The sequence below is a fragment of the Psychrobacter immobilis genome (assembly GCF_904846065.1).
Lineage (GTDB): Bacteria > Pseudomonadota > Gammaproteobacteria > Pseudomonadales > Moraxellaceae > Psychrobacter > Psychrobacter immobilis_H.
This window is the reverse complement of sequence record NZ_CAJGZV010000001.1, coordinates 2,111,516-2,135,631: the sequence shown is the minus strand read 5'-3', so window position 1 is coordinate 2,135,631 and position 24,116 is coordinate 2,111,516. Positions and strand designations below refer to the sequence as shown.

Here is a 24,116-nt window from a genome sequence, read left to right as displayed (position 1 = left end):
CTATGAATATAGATGACTGTGACCGTATTTGGAGTGACAAGCAGCTCCTTATTACTGACTGTATTTCTATCTTCTCTTTTTATTGCTTTAGACTGTTTCTGACTTAGGAAGTTATATGCCCAACTGGCCACCAGACCCTAACAAACGTCCTGACAATTCGGCAAATCAGCCAGTACCGATGTCGCCGCCAAGCCAGCCGAGTGGACAAGAATGGCGATTGCTTGAAAACACTTTATTGGCTAGTGTGGTCGAGCAACGCCGCGCCCGTCGCTGGAGTATCTTTTTTAAACTATTGACCTTTGGTTATATTTTACTGATATTTCTGACGCTTGGTCGTAGTTGCAGCAGCAGCGCGCCAACGGGTTTAGATGGTGTTGACACGAGCAAGCCGCATTTAGCTGTGGTTGAGCTACAAGGTGTCATTAGTAGTGGCGATGTGGCCAACGCTTATGATGTCAATGAGGCATTGACCCGTGCTTTTGAAAATAGCAATTCAAAGGCGGTAGCATTGGATATCAATTCACCTGGTGGCTCACCAGTACAGTCTGATGAGATTTGGCAGACTATGATGGATTTGCGTAAAGAATATCCAGACAAAAAACTCTATGCAGTGATTGGTGATATGGGTGCTTCTGGCGCGTATTATATTGCTTCTGCGGCGGATGAGATTTATGTGAACCCGTCAAGTTTGGTTGGCTCTATTGGCGTGATTATGCCAAGCTATAACATCAAAGGTTTGATGGATAAAGTGGGCGTAGAAGATCGTACGATTACTGCTGGTGAATACAAAGACATCTTAAGTTTGTCACGTCCGTTAACGGATTATGAAGAAAAACATGTCGAAAAAGTATTAGACAACACCCACAAGCATTTCATTAATGCAGTAAAAGAAGGTCGTGGTGATCGTCTCAAAAATCCTGAACAAAATAAGCTGTTTTCAGGGTTATTCTGGACAGGCGAGCAGTCGATTGAGCTTGGCTTAGCCGATAAGAAAGGCAGCATCGCTAGCTTAGAAAAGCAGTTAGAGCTGGGTAATGTCATCAATTATAGCCCAACAGATCCGTTCCAGTTATTCATGGACCGCTTTGCTGTTAAATTGGGTACGGGCATTGGCTCTAGTGTCAGCCTTGATGTTTTACCGCAAGAAGAAGGTAATGCGCAGATGCGTTAAGCGTTTTATGTTTGAGATTTACTGTGTATGATTGTTGAGGCTGAGCGTATGATTATGCTCAGCCTTAATTGTATATGAGATTCAATGATTATAGAAAATACCCTAAATAGCGACTTAAATCGAAGAGAGCTTGTCATGAGTGATAAAATTAATTTGCCAACTTTTACTGCTTTACCTGTCTCTACAATAACCAACAAACCTGTCCTGCATTTTGCTCATGCAAATGGGATGCCAAGTGCGGTTTATCAACCATTTTTTGAGAAGTTAGCAGAATTTTTTACCATTGAATATATTGCCATGCTGGGTGCAACGCCTGATTATCCAGTCGATGATCATTGGCGTAGTCTTACACAGCAGATTATTGATAGTGTCAAAAATACCTGTGAGAAGCATGGTGTGTCGCAAGTAGTGGCAGTGGGCCATTCGCTGGGTGCGATGTGTACCTTGCAGGCATTGTATCGTGCGCCGCAGTACTTTGCCCAAGCGGTACTCATGGATCCACCTTGGATTTATGGCAAAGTGAGCTTGCTATGGCATTTGGCAAAGACGGCGGATAGATTGCCGATGATGAATAACCGCCTGATGGATAAATTGTCACCAGCTGGCGTGTCTAAGCATCGCCGTGATGTCTGGGATAGCCGCGCAGATGCGTATGATAAGATGCGGCACAAAGGCTTTTTCAAAAACTTTGATGAACGCAGTTTTCAAGGCTATATCGAGCATGGGCTACAAGAACGTGCGGATGGCAAAGTGACATTGGCGATTCCGAAAGCCAGTGAGGTCGCTGTCTTTCGCACCAATCCATCTTGGTATTGGCTGGCACCAAATCATGGACCAAAGCCGCCTGTTACTTTGATTATCGGTCAAGACAGTATCTTTTTAAAACGCCGATTTCCGCAACAAATAAAGTCGCGTTTGAATATTCCTTATGAGACCCATGCCGGTGGTCATATGTTTCCACTTGAGTATCCAGAGTCGGTCTCTCAGCAAGTATTATCATTGATTGAGCAGCAACTACCAACATAATCGCTGATGACTATTTATGCTCATTATTGCTTATGTTAATGCGAGCTGACAAAATATCCGTTTGAGTAATGACTTTATGCTAAAAAATGCTACTGGTTCGCACAATCTTAATACGCCGCCTAAGCGCACGCCGCTATTTTCAAGGTTGGGTGTCTTTCTACTGACTGTTGGTATGCTGATGGCATTTTTTATCAGTCAGCTGCTAGGCGTGTATATCGCTGGCAAGCTAGTCTTACCAGCTTCTAAAAATTCAACCATGGCTGATATCTTCTTTTTTGGTAGTAACGATGGCACCGTGGTCAGCCTCTCTATTATTATAGGCTGCGTGTTATTGATCGCTATTAGCCTTTTGGTGATCCATGTAAGAAGCGGCGATAGTCGGCAGTATTTAGCGCTAAAGCCGTTCTCATTTGCGGTGGGTATGGGATTGCTTGGGCTGCTATTGATATTTATGATTGGCAGTCAGGCATTGACTTATTTACTTGATAAATCGCCATTGCTCTTCGTTGACCCTTTATATCAGTCTGTCAGCTCAGTATGGCTGTTGATATTTGCAATGGTCATTGTCGCGCCAATCTATGAAGAGCTGATATTTCGTGGTCTATTATGGTCAGCGATCGCAGAGCAATTTACTTCGTCAACTTATTCAAAGCATCGAGGGGCGATCGTAGCAAGTGTCGTGACCAGCTTGATATTTGCAGTGATCCATGTGCAGTATGGTATTTATGAAATCAGTACCATCGTGGTACTGGCATTGATATTTTGCTACGCGCGTATCAAGTCAGGCTCGCTGTTGCTGCCGATATTATTGCATATTGTGAATAATGGGGCGGCGATGTGGCAATATATTGCGCAAACCGCCTAAATAAATAATGGCTATTTCGGCATCATTACACTTTTATAGCTGTCATAATGATGGATTTTCTTAAGCATCAGGATTTAGTAGTAACACCTCATCCGCTGCTCGTTTGATATCGTCGATTGTTAGCTGAGGTTTACCACTTAATGCCTGTCGCCATTTGCGCGCACCCGTCAGTCCTTGAAACAACCCTAAATAATGTCTTGTCATCGTTGGCAGTGCTTCACCTTTAGCAATCTGCGCCTCCATATACGGATACAGCTGCGCTAAAATATCTGAACGCTTAGGTGCTGGTTCGTTCCATAAGCTATTGGTTTCTGCTAATAGGTAAGGGTTGTGATAAAACGCGCGACCAATCATCACGCCATCCACATGCTGCAAATGTGCTTCGATGTCTTTAACAGTATCGATGCCGCCATTAATCTCGATATCGAATTGTGGAAAGTCTTGTTTGAGACGATAGACATCCTCATAACGTAGCGGTGGTATCTCGCGATTTTGCTTGGGGCTAAGCCCCTGTAGCCATGCAGTACGTGCATGGACAATAAAGCGTGTACAACCCGCTGCTGCCACTTTTTCTACAAAATCTACCATAAACTCATAACTGTCAAAATCATCGATACCAATACGATGCTTGACGGTTACTGGGATATCGACCGCTGCTTGCATGTGTTTGACCAAATCAGCGACCGTATTAGGCTCAGCCATCAAACACGCACCTATTTTATTATTCTGTACGCGATCAGAGGGACAACCAACATTGATATTGACCTCATCATAGCCATATTGCTGAGCAAATTCAGCACATTGCGTCATCTCGCTAATATCTGCTCCGCCCAACTGTAGTACCAGCGGATGCTCAAGCGTATCAAAGCGCAGATGCCGTGCACGATTGCCATGTATCAGCGCACCCGTACTGATCATCTCGGTGTACAAATAAACATGCGGATTAAAAAGCCGAGCAAAATAACGATAGTCCGTCGTTGTCCAGTCGATCATGGGTGCGACTGAGAGTCGTTTGTTGGTCATATCAACCATGGTTTTGAGCCTTAATATTTTATAATATTGGTGTCTTAAATAAATGAACAAGGTGCAATGTATGAGACATACGATTGCACCTTAATTTTATAATTTCAATCGTTATGCAGATAATAGGCAGCTACCTACTAGCTAAATAATGTGGTCGATTTTTTTGAATTCAGGCAAATTATAAAAATAAATACCCATTATTATGCCGATAAAACCGATAAATGCAATGTAGAGCGCTGGTGAGAAACTCACATACAGAGTGGCATAACCTAGTCCAAAAGGCACAAGCACTCCAACAATACCGTAGGCGATATTATAACAAAAAGCCATTCCTGTTAGTCTTACATTGGTCGGAAATAACTGTACGAGGATGGCAGGTATCATCCCAACGATGCCAGCACAAAAGCCTAAAAGCGCATACATAATGAGGATGTAGTCACCGCTGGCTTGCAGATGGTAAAAAAAGGCAAACATCTGAGCGATCAAAAGAATAGAGCCAACCGTCAGAATCTTACCGAAGTTTTGGTGGTTGGATATTATCCCATAAAAAATACAACCAAAAACCATGAACACTATACCCAGACTGTGTGAGAATCCAAATAAATCGCTGTCTAAGGTAAAACGTAATTCAATCAAATCGGGTAGCAATAGCACAACCACAGTCGTGATGCTAGAAACAATAAGCGTGAGAACCATGCCGATAAATAGCGAATGTTTGCAATGCTTAAAGAGTAAATTGAAGGGTTTGGCAACATAATCGCTTGGTTTTGAGTTTTTCATTTCCAGAAAAAAGGGTGACTCATCTATCCATCGCCACGCCAATAATGGTAATAAACTCAGAATGGCCGCGATGAAAAATGGCAAGCGCCAGCCGTAATTAGCCAATTGCTCAGTCGTCATAGAATTGGTTAACCAAAGAAAAAAGGCATTAGAAAACAACACGCCTACATAAAAACTGGCAGTAACATAGCTACAAGATACTGACGAATATTGGCGCGGCACATGCTCTGCCACAAAAACCCAAGCGAGTGGCACATAAAGACCAAATGCCATGCCTTGTATCAGCCTCAAGACTATAAATAAGGTTGGTGCAATCAACCCCCATTGCCCATAGGTAGGTAAGCAAGCCATCGCCAACAAGCTGGCCGCCGTCACTAATATACTGATCAACAGTATCGGTTTTCGGCCTTTGATATCACCATAACGACCAAAGATGATACCGCCAAGTGGGCGTGCCAAATAGCCAATTGCAAATAGACCAAGCCCTTGTACCTTTGTAATAGCTGGATCGATATTAGCAGGGAAAAAAGCGGTCGCCATGATATCTGCTAGATATAAATAAATCAAAAAATCAAAAAACGCGACTGCGCTGCTAAAGCAGATAAACAGTACGGTGTTTCTGTCTTTAGAGGACATCATTGCATATTGAGAACGAGAAGGCATAATAGGTCGCGCATCCACATATAATAGTATTCGTTAAGCCGATTATTATCTGGATAACCGGCTATAATAAAAAACGACAAATCAATATGAAAAATAATGATTTGCCGAAAAAATAAAGACGTTTGAGCTAAAAGTTATTGAGCAATAAGCATCGGAGTTAAGAGCACTTGAATGAATAGTGCTTAAATGAAAAGCACTCCAACTAAAAAGTATTCAAACTAAAAAAAATTAGGTCAAAGAATCACTCAATAGCGCTGTTATTATGTAAATATGACCAAGTTTTAGAGTGTTTTTGATGATGGCAGCTATAGCAACCAATCAATAGGTAACCATGACATGATAGTCAGCCAGACATGATCGCTGATATCGACGCGTGGCTCTGAATCGTAAACCACTTTTTTATCGTCTTCTATAGTATGCCACTGTAGCTTACCATTATCTGATAGTTTGACTTCATAAGCTTGGTTTAGCAGGTCATCGCTCAGCGCACCATGCAATTGTTTTGCCAGCTCATCATCATTGATGATCACACCCATTTCTGTATTGATATTGGCAGAGCGAGGGTCGACATTATAGGAGCCAATGAATACTTGATAGTCATCAACGGCAAACGTTTTTGCATGTAAACTGGTTGAGGATTGACTACGAGCTTTCCAAAGCTTGTTTTCGCGTTTTTCTTCAGAGGCAGTGGATTTTAGCTCGTAGATTTTGACACCGGCGCGCAGCAAGTTAGGTCGCCATTGACTATAGCCAGAATGCACAGCAGTCACGTCGGTCGCATCAAATGAATTGGTCAAAATCTTAATCTCGATACCAGCTTCAGCCAATTGCACTAAAGTATTGACACCATCTTTGGTGGGTACAAAGTAAGAGGAAATGATGGTTAGCTTTTTGGTTGGGCTGCCTAATAAGGTACGCAATTGATGCACCAAATTGGTATCCGCTGGTACCGTTTTGGTCAGCTTGCCCACATCATCACTCAAAAACTGCATGTCTGTCCAGCGAAAAGGCACGCGTTTATTGACCAAGTCACTGTCTATCGTTGACTCTTCCAGCGCTTCTTTATACACCGTCAAATGATTGTCGCTACCTTTTTCGTCCTGACCGAGCTTGTCCAGTGCCGCTAGGAAATCAGGCGCTGTATTGTTGTCAGGTTTCACTAGCGTTTCGATGTCAAATGACAAAGGCGACGACCAATAGCTTGAAAAACTGTTGTCAATATCTGCGACGACTTTACCGATGAGTAAAACATCCAAATCCGCAAATTGACTATTTTGGTCATTGCTTAAATATTCATTGCCAATATTACGTCCCCCAATGATGGTAATCTGCTTATCAAAAGTCATGCTTTTATTGTGCATGCGGCGATTGATACGTGGCAGACCTGTGACGTAGTTTAATGTTTGAAACTTACGGTGCATCAGCGGATTGATGATTCGTACCGCAATGTTCGGATGACTGGAAAAACGTAATAAATGCTGATCGAAGGTGGCGTCATTATTAAAATCATCTAATAGTAAGCGTACAATGATGCCGCGTTCAGCCGCTTCCCACAGATCTTTCAATAGTAGCTGACCAGCTTGGTCATTATGCCAAATATAATACTGCGCATCGATATTACGTGTGGACATGTCCGTTAATATACTGCGAGAAGCAAAAGCATTGGCACCAGTTACAATGGGGTGGTAGCCGGATAAATCTGGGTGAATATCATTCTGCTCGCTAATCGATGCTACCAAATCAACGTCATTGGTTGCTACTGTGTCACTTTGTCCAGTTTCTTGATTGTCTTCGTGTTGATATAAGTCATGTACTCGTGCTGATAATGCTTGGCTCTCAGGTAAGTGCGGCTGTTTTGGCAAAACCTGACATCCACTAAGACCTAAGGTTAGTCCGAGTGTTAGACTCAACGATAAGTTGCTTGGTTCTATACTGAACATCGACATAAATGAATTACCTTAGTGAGCCTTACATAAAGAAGTATTTGTTAGAAAGTAAGCGTGAGGGCATGTCCTCATTTTTAGTCCATTAAAAAGACTATCAATTGAATGAAGGACATGCGCTAGTGCATCGTTTATTTTACCGATGATAGCACTGATTACGAAGCGTATAACAATATCGCCCAAGACAAAAATTAAATCGCCGCTAAGCTTATCAGCTGTCGTCATCTATGCCTATTATAAATACGTTATTTTTGTTAGATTCAGCGACTTATTCAGTCATTATTTACTTATCGTTTAGATATGCTCTCTCTTTCATCTGTTGTCTAGAAAAAGATATAGTCAATCCTATATAAACCAGATACGGTGTCAGGCTCGCTTAGCCTACTATTTGTAGTACTTTCGCTTGCCTTCCTTGTATCTAAATTATATTGAACCGCCTATAGGTGTGTATTCAAAAATAATATTTAGCCATCGCTTGAAACCAGCTGTGTGGAATAAGTTGACATGATATGATAACGCTGATGCATTCGGTCGATAATCAGAAGAATAAGCAGTCATTTTATATCAATCAAAATACCAATCAAAGCAACGGAATATTTATGAGTCAGTCGCAAGCCCATGATGATAAAAATGTAGATAAATTAGATCCAAACTGGCGCAGTGACGCGCTCAACTTAGCTCTCGATTATGGTATGCAAACCATTGCTGTACGGGCAGGGCAACATCGTACCGATGAGGGTGAGCATTCAGAGGCTATCTTTACTACCAGCTCGTACGTTTATACCTCAGCGGCAGATGCCGCGGCACATTTTAATGGAGACAAGACGGGCAACGTGTACTCACGCCATACCAATCCAAGTGTACGTACCTTTGAGCGTCGTTTGGCAGCGCTTGAAAACGGTGAGCGCGCAGTGGCGACAGCCTCTGGCATGGGCGCGATTTTGACCATGTGCTTGGCATATCTGAAAGCGGGCGATCATTTGCTTGCTGCCAATCAATTATTTGGCTCATCGATTGGTCTATTTAATAATTATATGGCAAAGTTCGGTGTGGAAGTCAGCTACGTTGATTGCTTCGATAATGAGGCGTGGGCAAACGCCGTTCAACCAAATACTAAAGTGATCTATTGCGAAAGCCCAAGTAATCCATTGGCACAGATTTGTGATATTGGCTTTTTAAGCCAGCTGTGTAAAGCCAATGATATCTTATTGGTCGTTGATAATTGCTTTGCCACTCCAGCTTTGCAGCGTCCACTTGATTTGGGTGCCGATGTGGTGATTCATTCTGCCACTAAATATTTAGACGGTCAGGGGCGAGTACTTGGCGGCGCACTAGTTGGCAGTGATAAGCTCATGCAAGAGGCTTTTACTGTGGTACGTTCAGGCGGTATCAGTATGAGTCCATTTAACGCATGGGTATTTACCAAAGGGTTAGAGACGCTGAAACTGCGTATGCAAGCGCATTGTCAAAATGCTAATCAAGTGGCAGAGTTTTTGGTCAATCATCCCAATGTTAGTGCCGTACATTTCTCAGGTTTGAGTGATCATCCTGCTCATGAGCTTGCGACGCGTCAACATCATATGACAGGTGGCTATGGTGCTATCATGGGTTTTGAGGTAAAGGCTTCTGATAGCACTGATTTAAATAGTCGTGATTCGAAATCTGCTGCTTGGCATGTCATTGATTCCACCCAAATGGTTTCTATCACTAATAATTTAGGTGATGCTAAAACCACCATTACCCATCCTGCAACCACCACTCATTTTCGCTTGAGTGCAAAAGAGCGCGCAGAAGCGGGCGTCAAAGATGGTCTTATTCGTTTGTCAGTAGGCTTAGAAGATGTAGAAGATATCATCAAAGATTTGGCGCGTGGTTTAGACAGTTTGTAAAGATAACGGTATAATCGCAGTTAGCACTTTATATGAGGGCGTGTCCTTATTTCAAAAATGGTGATAAAAATGAAATAAATTGCCGTCAAACGAGGAAAATAGCGCAGATAATATCGGGATATTAACCAGCTATTTAACGATGTTTGGCAAAATTTAGCCATTTTTGACCCGTTTAGATATGATCAATTGAATTGAGGACACGCCCTAGTAAAATATCAATCATTTATGATTAAAAAACAAAAGAGGCAACTATGAATATTCAAGCATTAATGCAACAAGCACAAACGATGCAAAAGAAAGTCGAAGCAAACGTTGAAAATGCTAAAAAAGAGCTTGCGAATAAAGAAGTACAAGCTGAAGCGGGCAGTGGTCTGGTAAAAGTCACCATGACGGGTCGCCATGTGGTTAAGCGTTTAACCATCGATCCAAGCTTGCTAGAAGATGAGCCAGATATGATCGAAGATCTTATCGCTGCTGCTATCAATGACGCCGTTCGTCAAGCAGATGCGCTATACGAAGAAACCATGGCTGGCGCGACCTCAGGCATGGGTCTACCACCAGGTATGCAAGGTATGTTCTAAGTCGTTATTTTTTAAGCCAAACACGACATATTAAAGACAAAATGGGGTTGTTATCGACATGATACGACCCCATTTTCATAGCTACGGTTTATAAATTAAGTTAAATAAAGGAAGATGCTTTGCTGACAGCCAAATTTGATCAGCTGGTCAAACAGCTGCGTATTTTGCCGGGTGTGGGTCAAAAAAGCGCCCAACGTATGGCGCTACATCTGCTGACCAAAAAACGTCCACAAGGTATGGCACTTGCCCAAGCGCTTGATGAGGCGATGCGCGATATCGTCGAATGCCAGCGCTGTCACAGCTTTAGTGATGATCACATCTGTCCGCTGTGCCAAGATCCGCGCCGTGATGATAACTTATTATGCGTAGTCGAAACGGCAGCAGACGTGATGGCGATAGAGCAGACCGCCGGTTACCGTGGTCGCTACTTTGTGTTAGGTGGTCACTTATCACCGATTGATGGGATTAGTGCTGACGATTTAAATATTGATCAGCTGGTTTGGCGGGTTAAACAAGAGCCTGTTGAAGAGTTGATTTTAGCGACTGGCACGACTGTCGAAGGGCAGACAACCGCGCACTTTATCAGCGAGGCAGTCAGTCGTCATGTCAATAAGGTCACACGTTTAGCGCAAGGTGTACCAATGGGCGGCGAGCTTGAATACTTGGATAGTATGACACTTGGTCAGGCCATACAAAATCGTTCATTTTTATAGCACACTGACATTTTTCATAGCACTTTTTTATAAAACCCAAGTCTTGTCCATTTTGTTTCATGAAATTGTTATAATTGCACTATTATTATTTTCATTTCTCATTTTATTAAAACGCAGATTAGCGTTTTATTTTCTCCTATTTATGCAGGTATCTGCCCGTGTCCAACAATACTGCAACAGCGTCGACTGCTGCCACCCAATCAAACCTTGCAGACAACATTGCTGCTACTGATGATTTATTAGAACCATCAATCAATTCTAAAATAGAGTCAGCAGATCTACCGCCAGAGCCAGATATTGATGCACTGCTAGATAGTGCCGACGAAGCTGCTGTCACGTGGGTGCGTGAGCAAAATGGTTTAGCTGAAGTTATCGATGCATTGGCAACTTGTGGTCGGGTGGCGTTAGATACCGAATTTATCAAACGTGATACTTACTATCCACGCTTGGCATTGGTGCAACTAAATACTGGCAATCATATTTATTTATTAGATGCCCCGCAGTTGCAACTGACCGAACTGTGGCAGGCATTAGCCAAAGTTGATGTAGCGATTTGGCATGCCTGTGGTGAGGATTTAGGGATTTTTTATCTACTCTCTGGTTGTCCGCCATTGACCAATATATTTGATACGCAAATTGCGTTGTCTTACTTAACGGGTCAATTGCAAATGGGCTATCAGCAAGCGCTTGACGACCAGCTAGACATGCACATTGATAAAGAACAAAGCCAGTCGGACTGGCTGCAACGTCCATTATCAGACGAGCAAGAGCAGTATGCGATTGATGACGTACGCTTTTTGCCAGCACTTTATTTAAGTCTTGAATATGCGTTAAAAAAGCAAGGTTTGTACGATTATGTATGGGCAGATTGCCAGCTTTATGCCAGTGATTTGTATGATACTCAGCATGTTGAAGACAGCGCAATGTACCTAACAATGGCAGATTATCGTTATACTTCACAGCAGATGGCGATACTGCAAGCGGTTGCGACGTGGCGCGAGGAGCTGGCACGTTCGACCAATCAGCCGCGTACGTTTGTGATTAAAAAACAAGCAGTACGTGAGATCATCACTGAAAAACCAAGTAATATGCGAGAGCTTGCGCACAAAACCACGATGCACCGCAGTATGTTGCGCTTATACGGAGAAGAGCTGCTAAAAGTGATAAATCAAGCAAAAAACCTGCACCCTGCTGAATATCCTGATTGCCTATTACCGCCGTATCGCTCAAAAAATAAAGTACTGTCAAAAGCAGTGCAGCAAGCGATCGATGATCACGCACGAGCTATCGGCGTACCTGACAATGTATTGATGCGTAAGAAGTGGCTCGGACAATTGTATGAAGTAATTGCTTTTGATAAAGATTTAAGCGGGTTGCCAGAGGGCTTAAAAGGTTGGCGGAATGACTGGGTCATGAACACCCTGATTCCCGTCATCAAAAAACATAAAATTGAGTTGCAGCAGGGTATGGGGATCAATGTTCGATAAGCCACAAGATTCTATCATAGATAAAAGATGATGCTTTTCTCAAAACGTAAGTTTGTTATGTTCGAACTGTCCATGTTGTAAAAAGTATTTGGTTTGCGCGGCTACTGTTTTATCGACCAGCATCCCAGTATGCGAGACTGGTAAAACTATATGATCCGTGGCAGCCTCTATTTTGGTTTCTTCTATATATACTGTGCCATCGTGTAGTAGATGTTCTACTGATGGTATATTATTTGTCTTACGCAATTTGCGATTATGATATTGCAAAAACAACTGCCCTAGGCCATAAGGACGATTACCCGCAATCACCCCAAGGGTAATATGCTCCGGTAAAGGTGCGACCGTTCCATCTAGCGCATCGACGTACGAGCACCCCACCACAGCTGGGGTCAAGCGCCAAATGTAATCAGCACATACACTGCCTACATGCGGTGTCCCAAGTGTCACGCAGCGTCCTATCTGCCATTGCGGATATGTAGTGACAAAATCACGAATAATCAAACCGCCCAAACTATGACCGACCAAATCTATCGGTTGGTCAGGGTGATGATGGTTTTCTAGCCAGCTATTTAGGCGGGCACTATTGGTTTTGATACCGTCACGCATACTACGATAACCGAATTGATGAGTATCAAATCCTGTTGCTTGCAAGCGTTTGGCCAGTGGTCGCATGATCCAAGCGGTTTGGTGCAGACCATGGATGAGAATGACAAGATTGTTTTTCTGCATAGTTAATTCTAACCAAGTAAATAATGTGAATAGATTGATAGCCATTTTATTATAGCGCTAAATATTAGTGGCAAAATGAAAACCTCCAAATCAGCTGCTGACTTGGAGGTTTATTTTTATATCAACTGTTCATACTTATTTGAAAACTACATATAGTTTTCGATACTTGGGCAAGAACACATGAGGTTCTTATCACCATAAGCGTCATCGACACGTGCTACACTCGGCCAGAACTTATGGGCGCGGATATAAGGCAGTGGGAATGCTGCTGTGTCACGGCTGTATGGGTGCGTCCATTCGCTGTTGGTGACCATCGCCGCGGTATGCGGCGCGTTGACTAGTGGGTTGTCTTCTAACGTCCAACCCTCTTCGCCAGCTTTGGCTTTCATTGCTTCGGCTTTGATAGATTTTAGGGCACTGATGAAACGATCTAATTCTTCTTTAGATTCAGACTCAGTTGGTTCAATCATCAACGTACCCGCAACTGGGAAGCTCATCGTTGGTGAGTGGAAACCGTAATCCATCAAGCGCTTAGCAATATCGCTTTCACTGATGCCCGTCTCTTCTTTCAACGGACGAATATCGATGATACATTCGTGCGCGACGCGACCGTTTTTGCCCGTATAAAGGACAGGGTAGTGGTCTTTTAATTGAGCAGCGACATAGTTAGCATTTAATAGCGCAAGCTCAGTCGCTTTTAGCAGACCATCACGACCCATCATGGCAATGTACATCCATGAAATAGGTAGGATGCTTGCTGAACCATAAGGGGCTGCCGATACGGCCGAGCAGTCTTTTTGCGCATTATGCACAGGGCTCAATGTATGATTGGCCATAAAGGGTGCTAAATGCGATTTCATGCCGATAGGGCCCATGCCTGGACCACCGCCGCCATGCGGGATGCAGAAGGTTTTATGCAAGTTCATGTGCAATACATCAGCGCCAACGTCAGCCGGTTGCATCATGCCAACCTGTGCATTCATATTGGCACCATCCATATAAACCTGACCGCCATGTTTATGGATAAGGTCACAGATTTTACGGATGCCTTCTTCAAACACGCCATGCGTCGATGGATAAGTAATCATCAATGCACCTAGATTGGCACTGTTTTCTTCACACTTAGCAGTTAGATCATCGATATCAACGTTACCATTGTCATCGGTTTTAACCACGATTACTTTCATACCCATCATCATAGCCGTCGCAGGGTTAGTACCGTGCGCTGACTGAGGGATTAAACAAACATCACGGTCAGTTTCACCCAATGATTCGTGATAACGGCGAATCGCTAGCAGACCAGCATACTCACCTGAAGCGCCAGAGTTTGGCTGCATAGACACATCATCAAAACCAGTAATGGCTTTCAGCTGGTCTTGCAAGCTATCAATCATGGCAACATAACCTGTGACTTGGTCACGTGGTGCAAAAGGATGCACGTTAGCAAATTCGGGCCAAGTAATCGGTAGCATCTCACTGGTGGCATTCAGTTTCATGGTACAACTACCCAATGAAATCATGCTGCGGTTCATTGCTAAATCTTTGTCTTCAAGCGATTTTAAATAACGCAGCATTTCGTGTTCAGTATGATGCGAGTTAAATACTGGATGCGATAAAATAGCATCGGTACGCAAGTGTGCACTATCAAGAGAAACGCGAGCGTCTTCTGGTAGGTCATGTGCTTTACTAACAAACAGTTGAGTTAGGACGCTAAAATCTTGTTGATCGCTGGTTTCACTAAACGCGACGCTTAATTTGGTTTCACCAAGACGCCATAAGTTATAACCAACATTGTCAGCATTTTCGAAAATTTGAGTGGCCAGTTTTTCTGAGCCACAATCAACGACGACGCTGTCAAAGAATTGGTCATGTACCACGGTTAAATTACTGTCGTTAGTATTTTTGATGACATCAGCAAAGGCAGTCGCAAACGCATGGATACGAGTAGCGATACGCTTTACGCCATCTGGACCATGATAAACGGCATACATACCGGCTAGGTTGGCAAGCAATACTTGTGAGGTGCAGATGTTTGAGTTGGCTTTTTCGCGGCGGATATGCTGCTCACGAGTTTGTAGTGCCATACGTAGGGCGGTATTGCCTTGTGAATCTTTAGAGACGCCGATGATACGACCAGGCGCTGAGCGCTTGGCTTTGTCAGAGAAGGCAAAGTAAGCAGCATGTGGACCACCAAAGCCCATTGGAATACCAAAACGCTGCGTGCTACCTAAAGCGACGTCTGCGCCCATATCTGCTGGTGATTTTAATAATACCAAACTCATGATGTCACTTACGACACTCACATAAGTTTTGTTTTTCTTCACAGCAGTGATGATGTCGGTTAAATCTTTAACATCGCCTTCAACACCGACATATTGGAATAGCGCACCGAAATAATCGCCTGATTTAGCCAGTTCAAAATCACCAACCACCACTTCCCAACCAAAGTACTTGGCACGGGTATTAATAACATCTAATGTTTGTGGATAGATACGGTCATCAACAAAAAACTGCGTTGATTTGCTTTTGCTGACACGTTTTGACATTGCCATGGCTTCTGCGGCTGCGGTTGCTTCATCAAGCAATGACGCGCCAGCAAGCTCAAGACCAGTCAAATCAATACATACTTGTTGGAAGTTAAGCAAGGCTTCTAGACGACCTTGGGCAATCTCTGCCTGATAAGGCGTATAAGCGGTGTACCAGCCTGGATTTTCAAGGACGTTACGCTGAATGACCGCTGGCATACGTACTGGCGAGTAGCCTTGTCCGATATAGCTCTTATTAACAGTGATGTCATCTGCCATGGTACGCAATTTGGCAAGCGCGGCATGCTCACTCATCGCCACTGGCAAATCTAGCTCTTTATGCAAGCGCACGGGCTCAGGCACGGTATCATTGATGAAGCTCGCCATGTCTTGATAACCAACGGCACTGAGCAGGTCAGCTTGCTTGGTCTCATTAGAGCCTAGATGACGATAGACAAATTCAGCTTCGTTGAATAAACCTTTAAAGGTATCAAACGTTGGGTTTTGCGAGATAGTCATGACAATCCTTGGTTAAGGGAGTAATAAAGGGGTGGCTAAAATAACTAGTAATAATAACTAATGACGGTTTAAGATTTTATACGTAATGAACAAATTGCTTTTGGTCAAAGCGGAACTGGCTGTTGTAAACGCCATTATCAGCGCGTTCGCCAGCACCAATCATCATAATGATATGTTGATCATCACTTAAATTTAATAAGCGCTTCATGGCAGGCTCATCAAAGCCGCCCATCGGACAGCTATCAAAGCCATGCGCGCGTAGTGCAAGCATTAGGTTTTCAGCCGCAAGGGCGGTATTGTTGGTCGCCCAGTTTTTGGTGTCTTCAAAAGTATAGTAAGGTGATTTAATCGGACCTTTTACCCGTCTGACCACTTGAGTCGCACCCCATTTAGCCGCTGATACCACATTGGCAGGTCCTCGTAAGAAGTCCATGGCAACGACTTTGGTATAATAGTCTTTGACTTTTTTTGGTACTGGCTTATCAGGGTATTCGCGCAATATTTGCTTGGCATGGTCATGCCACACATCGGTGCGAGCAACGACTGCGATTAAACGAGCGGCGGTTTTCGCTGCATTTTGATTCATGCAGTTTTTCACCGCGCGTTTGCGCTTGTCCGCATCATCAATCACATAAAATTCCCATGGCTGTAGATTGCTAGAGTTTGGCGCAAGCATGGCCAAACGCAAACAGTCTGCTAACACATCATCAGGTATCTTTGTGTCGGTAAAGCGGCGGACTGAACGACGTGATTCAACCACTTCGCGAAACGCTTGCAGCTGCGGTGTATTATCAGGCGTGGCAAATTTTTCTTGAGAACTTGCTTGAGCGTTTGCTTGATTATCAGTGTCAGGGGTCATGTGAGAATCCATGCTTGAGATTAAGTGATCAACTTGGGGCAGTATTGAGTACGTCTCTTTAATAGCGCCTGACAAGTAATTGATATGAATAAATCAGATAGCGATTGGACGCAATAAATTGAGCGATAAGCATTCTAAGAAAAAGCGTACAGATATCAGCTGACGCCAATATCTGTTATAACAAGCTATGTTTTTTAAGGTTATAAGTAGCGGCATTTAAATAAAACACCACTTTTAAGCGAGAGAGTGAAGATTAGATTACAGCTCGTTTTCGTACTCATCAGCGGTTAGCAGTGCTTCGTAATCAGCGATGTTGTCAGGCTTCATTCTAAAGAACCAACCTTCGCCATATGGGTCAGAGTTGATGATTTCTGGATCGTCTTCTAGTGCTTCGTTGATGGCAACGACTTCACCTGAGATAGGCGCATAAACGTCAGAAGCAGCTTTTACTGATTCAACTACAGAAATTTCGTCATCAACAGCGATGATGTCGCCCACGTCTGGCAATTCAACGAATACCACGTCACCCAATAGGTCTTGAGCATGGTCAGTGATACCAACAGTGATAGTACCGTCGTCTTCTAAGCGTAACCACTCGTGGCTGGCGATGTATTTTAGTTCTGCTGGGATATTGCTCATGGTCTCTCTCCTAAATGATAGAGGATGGTTAACAAAAATAGTGGACGTTAATAATAGGGTTTATAATGCCTACGAGTCAAACTGCTGTTTGCCATTACGGACAAACGGTAGCTTAAGAACACGCACATCAACGAACTTGCCTTTGCCGCGCAGATCGACCTGAACGCTATCATCATCTGATACGCTGGCAGGCACACGGGCAATCGCAATCGAATTTTTTAGACTAGGGGAGAATGTACCACTGGTGATAATGCCAGTTTGCTCATTATCCGTACCTTGATTGATGGTGACGGTCATGCCTTCACGCAATACGCCGCGTGTCGTTAGCAACAAGCCAACTTGCTTCATGGCAGAGTGATCGTCTTTTGACTGTTGACGCTTGCTGACTAAAGCGTCACGACCGACAAAATCACGTTCGTCTTTAAGCGCGAGTGTCCAGCCCATGTTGCATTCGTAAGGACTGACGTTGTCGTCCATGTCATGACCATAAAGGTTCATGCCAGCTTCCATACGCAAGGTATCACGCGCGCCAAGACCGGCAGGTTTAATGCCATTGGCTTTCAATTGTTCAAAAAACGCTGGTGCATCATCACCATGCATGATGACTTCGACGCCATCTTCACCGGTATAGCCAGTCCGAGCAACGAACCAATCTGTGCCTTCGATGTCTGTTAAATCAGCACCAACGAAAGGCTTAAGACCAGCTAAAGTATCTGCCCAGCTAGGTTTGGTTTGCGCCAGTTTTTCAATCGCATTTGGTCCTTGCACGGCAATCATGGCAAGCTCTGGACGCTCGGTGATGCTGATGTCAAAACCTTCGGCGACTTTGTCAAATTGTGCCATGTCTTTATCACGAGTAGCAGCGTTTGAGACGATACGGTATTCAGTAGCGTCTTCGTTCATTAGGTAAACGATTAAGTCATCGATGACGCCGCCTTGCTCGTTGAGCATGCCAGAATATAGCGCTTTACCGACGGTTTTGAGTTTATCGACATCATTGGCCAGTAGCTTTTGTAGCCATGCTTTGGTATCGCTACCTTTGACATCAGCGACGACCATATGTGAGACATCAAACATACCAGCATCAGTACGTACCGCTTCGTGCTCTTCGATTTGCGAACCATAATGAATTGGTAATTCCCAACCAGAAAAGTCCACCAGCTTGCCGTCACTATCAACGTGAGACTGATAAAGAGGTGTGCGTTTAGGGGCTGAAGTGTTGGCGCTTTGAGCAGTATTATCTTGAGTAGTGGTCATAACAAATCCTTATGTGGACATCAGCTGCATTCGATAACCAGTCGTAAAAACAAGTATCAAAGTATGAGGGCTGATGTGCCTTATCATAGTAGCGAGAAGCAATATTGCAAGGTGCAAACATTGCAACCAAGGGTGGCACAGAAAAATAGCGCAATCCGCCAAACAGACGCTGAACGTCGGTTTAAGCAAAAGCCCTATCTGTCCTGTAACCTGAGATTTTCAACACGAACCATCATTGCACGTTTTTAAAAGGATCAGCCTTAAAAAACCAAATTAAATGATGTCGCATTTTCTCCCCTTCGGTGGGTAAGGCGTCGTCCGTCCTTACCGCTCTCCAGATTTGTTATGCCTTATGTTTGGGTGTGCTACGCAATTGATGGTAGACAGCGAAACAGTCGTGACATGTGTTTTTCAGTCCTTTTACCTGAGCGATTGGCAGGGTGGATGCGCCTTCGGTGGTCAAGTAGCAATTATCAGCGCCAGCTCATTAATATGAACGCACCTGATATTGTGCTCAAGACTCTCTCCTGAAAAACGCTTTTATTATGAAAGGTTCAAGGCGCTTTTACAAGTCATCTAGGCGATTAAAGTGAATAATTTTGGCAAAAATTATTTTTTGTGAGAATAATCAATACCGTATCGATAAGTAAAGCGTTTTACGTTTGGTAGGTAGTGGTCAATTTAGCACGAATGCCCATCGTAAAACGTAAAGCGACTACTGATATTCACCCAAAATATGCTAATCTATGGCGATAGTTTCTGATAGGTCATTATTATGCATTGTGATATTTATAAATTCCCCAAACATAACGATATGTATGTCTATATTGCCCGTCCTGATTATCCTGACGATACCGACGAGCTTAAAGATTGGCTTGGCGTATTACCAAAAGATTTTCGTGCCAGTTTAGGGCGCAGTAAATTTGTGATGCACTTGGACTTAGCCAATACGCCGACGCTTGCGCGCGTTGACAAAGAAGAGGTACTGGCAAAATTACAGTCGCAAGGGTATTTTGTACAAATGCCACCGCAAGATGTGATGCGCCGCCAAGCGGAATTACGTGCGCGTGAAGCACAAGACAATATTTATGATTAATGGGTATTTTTGAAGCGAGTTTTTAATCAGCTTCTTTTGGCTATGTTGCATGACAGCCAGCAAGAAAAAGTTTACGACACATTTGCGCTCATGCATTTTGGTAGAAAGTCGTGATAAACTAGCAGGCTATATGAGTGACAAGACAAAATGAGTGACAAGACAAAAAATACGTGGCGAGGCAAAAGGTCGTGTTTCAAGTGCTTATGTCTTAAGGGCTTTTGACGATAATATATTCGATATTATGGTTCGTTGAAACAGCACACTGTCTATCGTTAAGCGCGTAAACGCGCTGCACAATTTATAAACGCAGGTAACTACACACGCATGGACTGGTTAAAAGGTATTATAAACAGCTTACCGCTGGAAGCCATTAGTGATATTCTCGGCGAAATTGCTATTTGGTGGGGACAGCTGGTAAAAGACGTGCCACCCGCAGACTTACCGATGTACGCGTATCTGGGTGGTGTCGTTATTGTGTTGGTATTGTGGTTGTTGGTCGCTCGTATGCTGCCGCGGCCGTTGGGCGGTATGAGTTGGATGATATTGTTTGCTGTGTTATTGGCACCAGGTACTGCCCTTGGCGATCCAAGTGTGATTGCCCCCGCTAGTATCGCCGTGGTTTATGCAATTATGATGAAAGATACGGCAGGCGCGATTACCAATATGCTGCCGATACTCGTCGTGTTAGTGGTTGGCTTGTTTGTGGGCTTCGTCTGGCAGCTTATTCGCGGTGCTTTTGAATCAAGTCTAGACAAAGCGCGCAGTCGTACTGCAGAAGATACACAATCTACCATGCAACTGACGACTGGCAATTATTTGGCAGAAGGCACGACTTTAACCGATCAAGCCACTGTTGCTGAACCGTCTAATAAAACACCTTTAGCGGCTAATCCTAAAGCAGACGTTAGCTTAAAAAAAGACAGCAGTTTAGCTAAAAAGCCTAATATGGAAAAGCTTGATAAGTAGTAAAGTAACATTAATAAAGTGCCATCAGTAAAGTGATATTAAAGTTTTGCTAGCGATGATTGGCTCTGTGCTTTAGGTTATGATAGCTATATAAAAGACGCTATCAATAAAAGTACTGTGAATGAAAAGCACCATAAAAAAGACACCATGCGTGTCTTTTTTTATGAAAAAACGTTTTATAACTGTGCCGACCAACCGTCAAAGGGCGTTCAAGGTATCTATTATTTTTCAACAACTGCGAACGCATGAGTATTTTGGCAATCAATCATGCTGTGCTAATCTAAATGATTATTTATTTGCCATCAATTGCCTTTAATTCTTTTCTGGCTCTTGATAGCCCTAATCTATAACAATAACTGAGACTTGATTATGAGCACGACTGATAAAACGAAAAAAAGCTTTACTGGTACGCAAAATTATATTGCCACTGACGATTTGCAGTTGGCGGTCAACGCCGCGATGACGTTACAAAAACCACTATTGATTAAAGGCGAGCCGGGCACCGGTAAGACATTATTGGCGGAGGAGGTCGCTGAAAGCTTAGGGATGCCGCTGATTACGTGGCACATCAAGTCAACCACTAAAGCGGAGCAAGGGTTGTATGAGTACGATGCCGTATCGCGCTTGCGTGACTCGCAACTGGGTGATGATAAGGTGTATGAGATTGGCAACTATATCAAGCCCGGTAAGTTATGGGAGGCATTTACCAGTAACGAGCGCAGTGTGTTGCTGATTGATGAAATTGATAAAGCCGATATCGAGTTCCCAAATGACTTGCTACATGAGCTTGATAAAATGTCTTTTTATGTCTATGAGACAGGCGAGACCATCACTGCTGCACAGCGTCCTGTGGTTATTATCACCTCAAACAATGAAAAAGAGTTGCCCGATGCTTTCTTGCGTCGTTGCTTCTTCCATTATATTGACTTCCCAGAAGAAGAAACTATGCGTCAAATCATTGACGTGCATTTCCCTAATATCCAAGAAAAGCTGGTCAATGATGCGCTGGATATCTTTTATAAGCTGCGTAATGTCCAAGGGCTTAAAAAGCCGCCATCAACCTCAGAATTGGTCGATTGGTTAACGTTACTACTGGCTGATGATATGGCACAAGCAGAGCTGGAAGAAAATTTGCGTGGTGAAAAATCCATTCCACCGTTATATGGCGCACTGCTCAAAAATGAAGCTGATGTGAGCTTGTTGCAGCGCTTTGCCAATATGATGCGTCGTTAATCCAAATATTGAGTTAAATTTTTAGCTGATGAGTCAACAATGAAGACGTACTTTGAAACTAAGTTTGAAGCCCTAGTTATCGATTTTGGCTATGAAGAGGCATTGGCAAAGATAATCGATATTTTATTATTTCAAAGTAGTACTCCTTCAATACTTAAAAACAAAGTGAATAAATTCACTGACTTTTGGTCTTCAGATTTTATTGTGATACTTCCTAAAAGACATTTGAGTAATGAGAATTTTGTATTTGCTTTGGGTCAATATATACGGTTATCACCTTCATCTATAGACGCTTGTACGTTGAAAGCCCTTCTTAAAATTGACGAAGAGAGTGTCATTAATGCAATACGCCTATCGGGTACTATTGCAAACCCTAATCATCATTCGTGGCATATTTTAAATGAAATAGCGAATCAAGTTGAGTCGTCAAGGTTTGATGGGTTTTTGGATACAGTAAGATATATTCAAACTCAATATCAAGAGCGCATTAATGCATATAAAGATATTAAGAAGCAATTGCAGCTCGATCAAATCACAGCAATGGTATTTAGTAGCTTCTATGCTTATGAATATCTGATGAGTGATACTGATTGTGTAAAAATACCGTATCAAATGGATACTAATGACAACGTTTCTGTTCAAGATATTTGGTCTGTTTTTCATGAAATTATAACAAGCTCAAATATAGAGAAAAATAAGCTAACAGAGAAGAAGTTAGGTCAGACGTTAAAAGCTAAAATGTCTCCTTTCCTATTTAGTGAAAATCTCAATCATTCTCTTATGAAACAATATGAGGATTTTAAACGACTGGTCGCTCATAAAATAGAAATTAATTTATATGAAGATCAAGTCATCAGTGCTTACTGTTATAAGTTGTCAACAAATTACTATTTAGAGAATGGTCAACTGAAATTAGAAACTGAAGCACATGATTCAGATTTTTTCAAAGAGAAGTTTGGAGTTTTATCAGCATATTGGCAGTGGCGCGGCGTTAATACCTTAACAGACAACCCTCATTTTGAACGGTTGGATAGAGGGGAAAATTTAGAATCTAACGCGCTGGCATTAGCTAAAACACAAGGTATTATTTTACAGTTATATGAAGTATACGGCATCGAAAAAGCAGTTTTTGAACAAGATTATGACTTATGTGCTTTAGTTTTTACGATGTTACTGTCGCAGGCGCACTATGTTCATGATTTTCTTGAAGCGTTTAAAAAACTAAGAGACAGTAATAACCAACACGCATTTTCTACCTTAGCGAAACTGATGATAGATGGTGTCTTAATTGGTCAAAATAGAATGCCTATTACTTTCGCTACTCAAAAAGAGAAAGCAATCAAGATGTCAGACTGGATAATTGAGGGTAGTGGCAACCAAAAAGTAAAAGAGATGAGTCGAATTCTTGATTTTTGGTCAAAGGATTTACGTGATGGTAGCGATGCGTTCTATACTGAAAAATCCTTCTATAAAATTGATGACTATCTGTTTGCTCTGCCATGGATGTCAGCTCAAAAAAACTTCAGTACTGCTACCATAAATACTTTTAGAAAAATGTATAAAAATAGAGCCAGTTTGAAGTCTGAAACCGATTTGATGGAAAATAACTTAGCTGGATTGTTAGCTAAATCCAAAGGCAGAGTCTATAGTCAGTATGAGCCTTCGGAATCTGGAGTAGGTGAGATAGATGCCATTGTGGTAACAGATGATAAGGTTTTAATCATTGAGCTTAAATCTAGCTACATCAAAAGTAATGTCAAAGAAATATATGAGTATAGGAACTTTGTTCTCAAAAAAGCAGCTTATCAGCTAGCACGTAAAACCACATATGTTAGAGATATTTTCTTGCCTAGTTTAGGGCTTGATAGTGCTAAATTTAGTATTCATTCGTGGATTGTAGATACTACGTTAGAATTTGACCATGGATATATTGATGGTTTTTTAAAGATTTCTTTTGAAGAGTTATTGATAGTATTGGATAAACATGAAATGTTTATTACAGATATGTTGACTGAAGATATTGCTGTCAAAAACAATCTAGATTTAGCTACGCTCATTCAAAATATTGAGAGTGATAATTTTTGGAAAACGAATTTAGCACTTATTGACCCTAACTCGGATTTTAGCCAAACATTTATGATGAAGAATTAAT

Annotated in this window: 19 protein-coding genes and 2 riboswitches; of the genes, 11 read left to right on the top strand and 8 right to left on the bottom strand. The window is 42.6% G+C overall.

All coding sequences use genetic code 11. The annotated features are described in order from the left end of the window. Positions 1–115: 115 nt before the first annotated feature. From sppA to JMW64_RS08750, 3 genes are all read left to right on the top strand, one after another. Entirely contained in the window at positions 116–1,171 is a 1,056-nt protein-coding gene (gene sppA / locus JMW64_RS08760; protein WP_201554241.1) for a signal peptide peptidase SppA, read from the top strand. Positions 1,172–1,306: 135 nt separating this feature from the next. Next, positions 1,307–2,197 (top strand): alpha/beta hydrolase, encoded by an 891-nt coding sequence (locus tag JMW64_RS08755; RefSeq protein WP_201554240.1) that lies wholly within the window; start codon positions 1,307–1,309, stop codon positions 2,195–2,197. 76 nt (positions 2,198–2,273) lie between these two features. Then, positions 2,274–3,062 (top strand): CPBP family intramembrane glutamic endopeptidase, encoded by a 789-nt coding sequence (locus JMW64_RS08750; protein ID WP_227694145.1) that lies wholly within the window; start codon positions 2,274–2,276, stop codon positions 3,060–3,062. A 60-nt stretch (positions 3,063–3,122) separates the two neighbouring features. On the opposite strand, the gene dusA is transcribed toward JMW64_RS08750, so the two are convergent. From dusA to JMW64_RS08735, 3 genes are all read right to left on the bottom strand, one after another. Continuing rightward, a complete protein-coding gene (dusA, locus tag JMW64_RS08745) occupies positions 3,123–4,094 on the bottom strand; it encodes a tRNA dihydrouridine(20/20a) synthase DusA (RefSeq protein WP_201554237.1) in 972 nt (323 codons plus the stop codon). Positions 4,095–4,226: 132 nt separating this feature from the next. After that, positions 4,227–5,528, bottom strand: a complete 1,302-nt coding sequence (locus JMW64_RS08740) for an MFS transporter (RefSeq protein WP_201554236.1) — start codon at positions 5,526–5,528, stop codon at positions 4,227–4,229. Between the two features lie 305 nt (positions 5,529–5,833). Further along, entirely contained in the window at positions 5,834–7,474 is a 1,641-nt protein-coding gene (locus JMW64_RS08735) for a phospholipase D family protein (RefSeq protein ID WP_201554234.1), read from the bottom strand. A 596-nt stretch (positions 7,475–8,070) separates the two neighbouring features. On the opposite strand from JMW64_RS08735, the gene JMW64_RS08730 reads away from it, so the two are divergent. The 4 genes from JMW64_RS08730 to JMW64_RS08715 all read left to right on the top strand — a co-directional run bounded on the left by JMW64_RS08730 (position 8,071) and on the right by JMW64_RS08715 (position 12,141). Then, positions 8,071–9,360 (top strand): O-succinylhomoserine sulfhydrylase, encoded by a 1,290-nt coding sequence (locus tag JMW64_RS08730; RefSeq protein ID WP_201555098.1) that lies wholly within the window; start codon positions 8,071–8,073, stop codon positions 9,358–9,360. Positions 9,361–9,611: 251 nt separating this feature from the next. Beyond that, on the top strand, positions 9,612–9,941 hold the full coding sequence (locus tag JMW64_RS08725; protein WP_045445429.1) for a YbaB/EbfC family nucleoid-associated protein: 330 nt from the start codon (positions 9,612–9,614) through the stop codon (positions 9,939–9,941). Positions 9,942–10,060: 119 nt separating this feature from the next. Beyond that, positions 10,061–10,654: a recombination mediator RecR gene (gene recR / locus JMW64_RS08720; protein WP_201554232.1), complete on the top strand. Its 594-nt coding sequence runs from the start codon at positions 10,061–10,063 to the stop codon at positions 10,652–10,654. A 158-nt stretch (positions 10,655–10,812) separates the two neighbouring features. Beyond that, on the top strand, positions 10,813–12,141 hold the full coding sequence (locus JMW64_RS08715) for a ribonuclease D (RefSeq protein ID WP_201554230.1): 1,329 nt from the start codon (positions 10,813–10,815) through the stop codon (positions 12,139–12,141). A 39-nt stretch (positions 12,142–12,180) separates the two neighbouring features. Here the strand turns inward: JMW64_RS08715 and JMW64_RS08710 are convergent, their stop codons facing one another. The 5 genes from JMW64_RS08710 to gcvT form a co-directional block, all read right to left on the bottom strand. Next, the gene (locus JMW64_RS08710; protein ID WP_201554225.1) at positions 12,181–12,870 is read right to left on the bottom strand and encodes an esterase/lipase family protein; all 690 of its coding nucleotides are present in this window, start codon (positions 12,868–12,870) and stop codon (positions 12,181–12,183) included. Between the two features lie 146 nt (positions 12,871–13,016). Beyond that, entirely contained in the window at positions 13,017–15,914 is a 2,898-nt protein-coding gene (gene gcvP, locus JMW64_RS08705; RefSeq protein ID WP_201554222.1) for an aminomethyl-transferring glycine dehydrogenase, read from the bottom strand. A gap of 76 nt (positions 15,915–15,990) precedes the next feature. Further along, positions 15,991–16,773 carry a nitroreductase family protein gene (locus JMW64_RS08700; protein ID WP_201554220.1) on the bottom strand — a complete coding sequence of 261 codons (783 nt, stop codon included), beginning with the start codon at positions 16,771–16,773 and terminating at the stop codon, positions 15,991–15,993. A gap of 258 nt (positions 16,774–17,031) precedes the next feature. Then, positions 17,032–17,412 carry a glycine cleavage system protein GcvH gene (gene gcvH / locus JMW64_RS08695; protein WP_011280078.1) on the bottom strand — a complete coding sequence of 127 codons (381 nt, stop codon included), beginning with the start codon at positions 17,410–17,412 and terminating at the stop codon, positions 17,032–17,034. 69 nt (positions 17,413–17,481) lie between these two features. Next, on the bottom strand, positions 17,482–18,669 hold the full coding sequence (gcvT, locus tag JMW64_RS08690) for a glycine cleavage system aminomethyltransferase GcvT (protein ID WP_201554218.1): 1,188 nt from the start codon (positions 18,667–18,669) through the stop codon (positions 17,482–17,484). Positions 18,670–18,857: 188 nt separating this feature from the next. Next, a riboswitch (glycine riboswitch) is annotated at positions 18,858–19,017 on the bottom strand. Between the two features lie 54 nt (positions 19,018–19,071). Further along, positions 19,072–19,209: riboswitch (glycine riboswitch) on the bottom strand. Between the two features lie 235 nt (positions 19,210–19,444). Between gcvT and JMW64_RS08685 the strand changes: the two genes are divergently transcribed. The 4 genes from JMW64_RS08685 (at position 19,445) to JMW64_RS08670 (ending at position 24,115) form a co-directional block, all read left to right on the top strand. Beyond that, positions 19,445–19,765 carry a YcgL domain-containing protein gene (locus tag JMW64_RS08685; RefSeq protein WP_198330511.1) on the top strand — a complete coding sequence of 107 codons (321 nt, stop codon included), beginning with the start codon at positions 19,445–19,447 and terminating at the stop codon, positions 19,763–19,765. A 324-nt stretch (positions 19,766–20,089) separates the two neighbouring features. Continuing rightward, positions 20,090–20,731, top strand: a complete 642-nt coding sequence (locus JMW64_RS08680; RefSeq protein WP_201554216.1) for a hypothetical protein — start codon at positions 20,090–20,092, stop codon at positions 20,729–20,731. Between the two features lie 369 nt (positions 20,732–21,100). After that, positions 21,101–21,964, top strand: coding sequence for an AAA family ATPase (locus tag JMW64_RS08675; RefSeq protein ID WP_201554214.1), 864 nt, complete (start codon positions 21,101–21,103; stop codon positions 21,962–21,964). Positions 21,965–22,003: 39 nt separating this feature from the next. Beyond that, a complete protein-coding gene (locus tag JMW64_RS08670) occupies positions 22,004–24,115 on the top strand; it encodes a hypothetical protein (protein WP_201554212.1) in 2,112 nt (703 codons plus the stop codon). The last annotated feature ends 1 nt before the right edge of the window (position 24,116 follow it).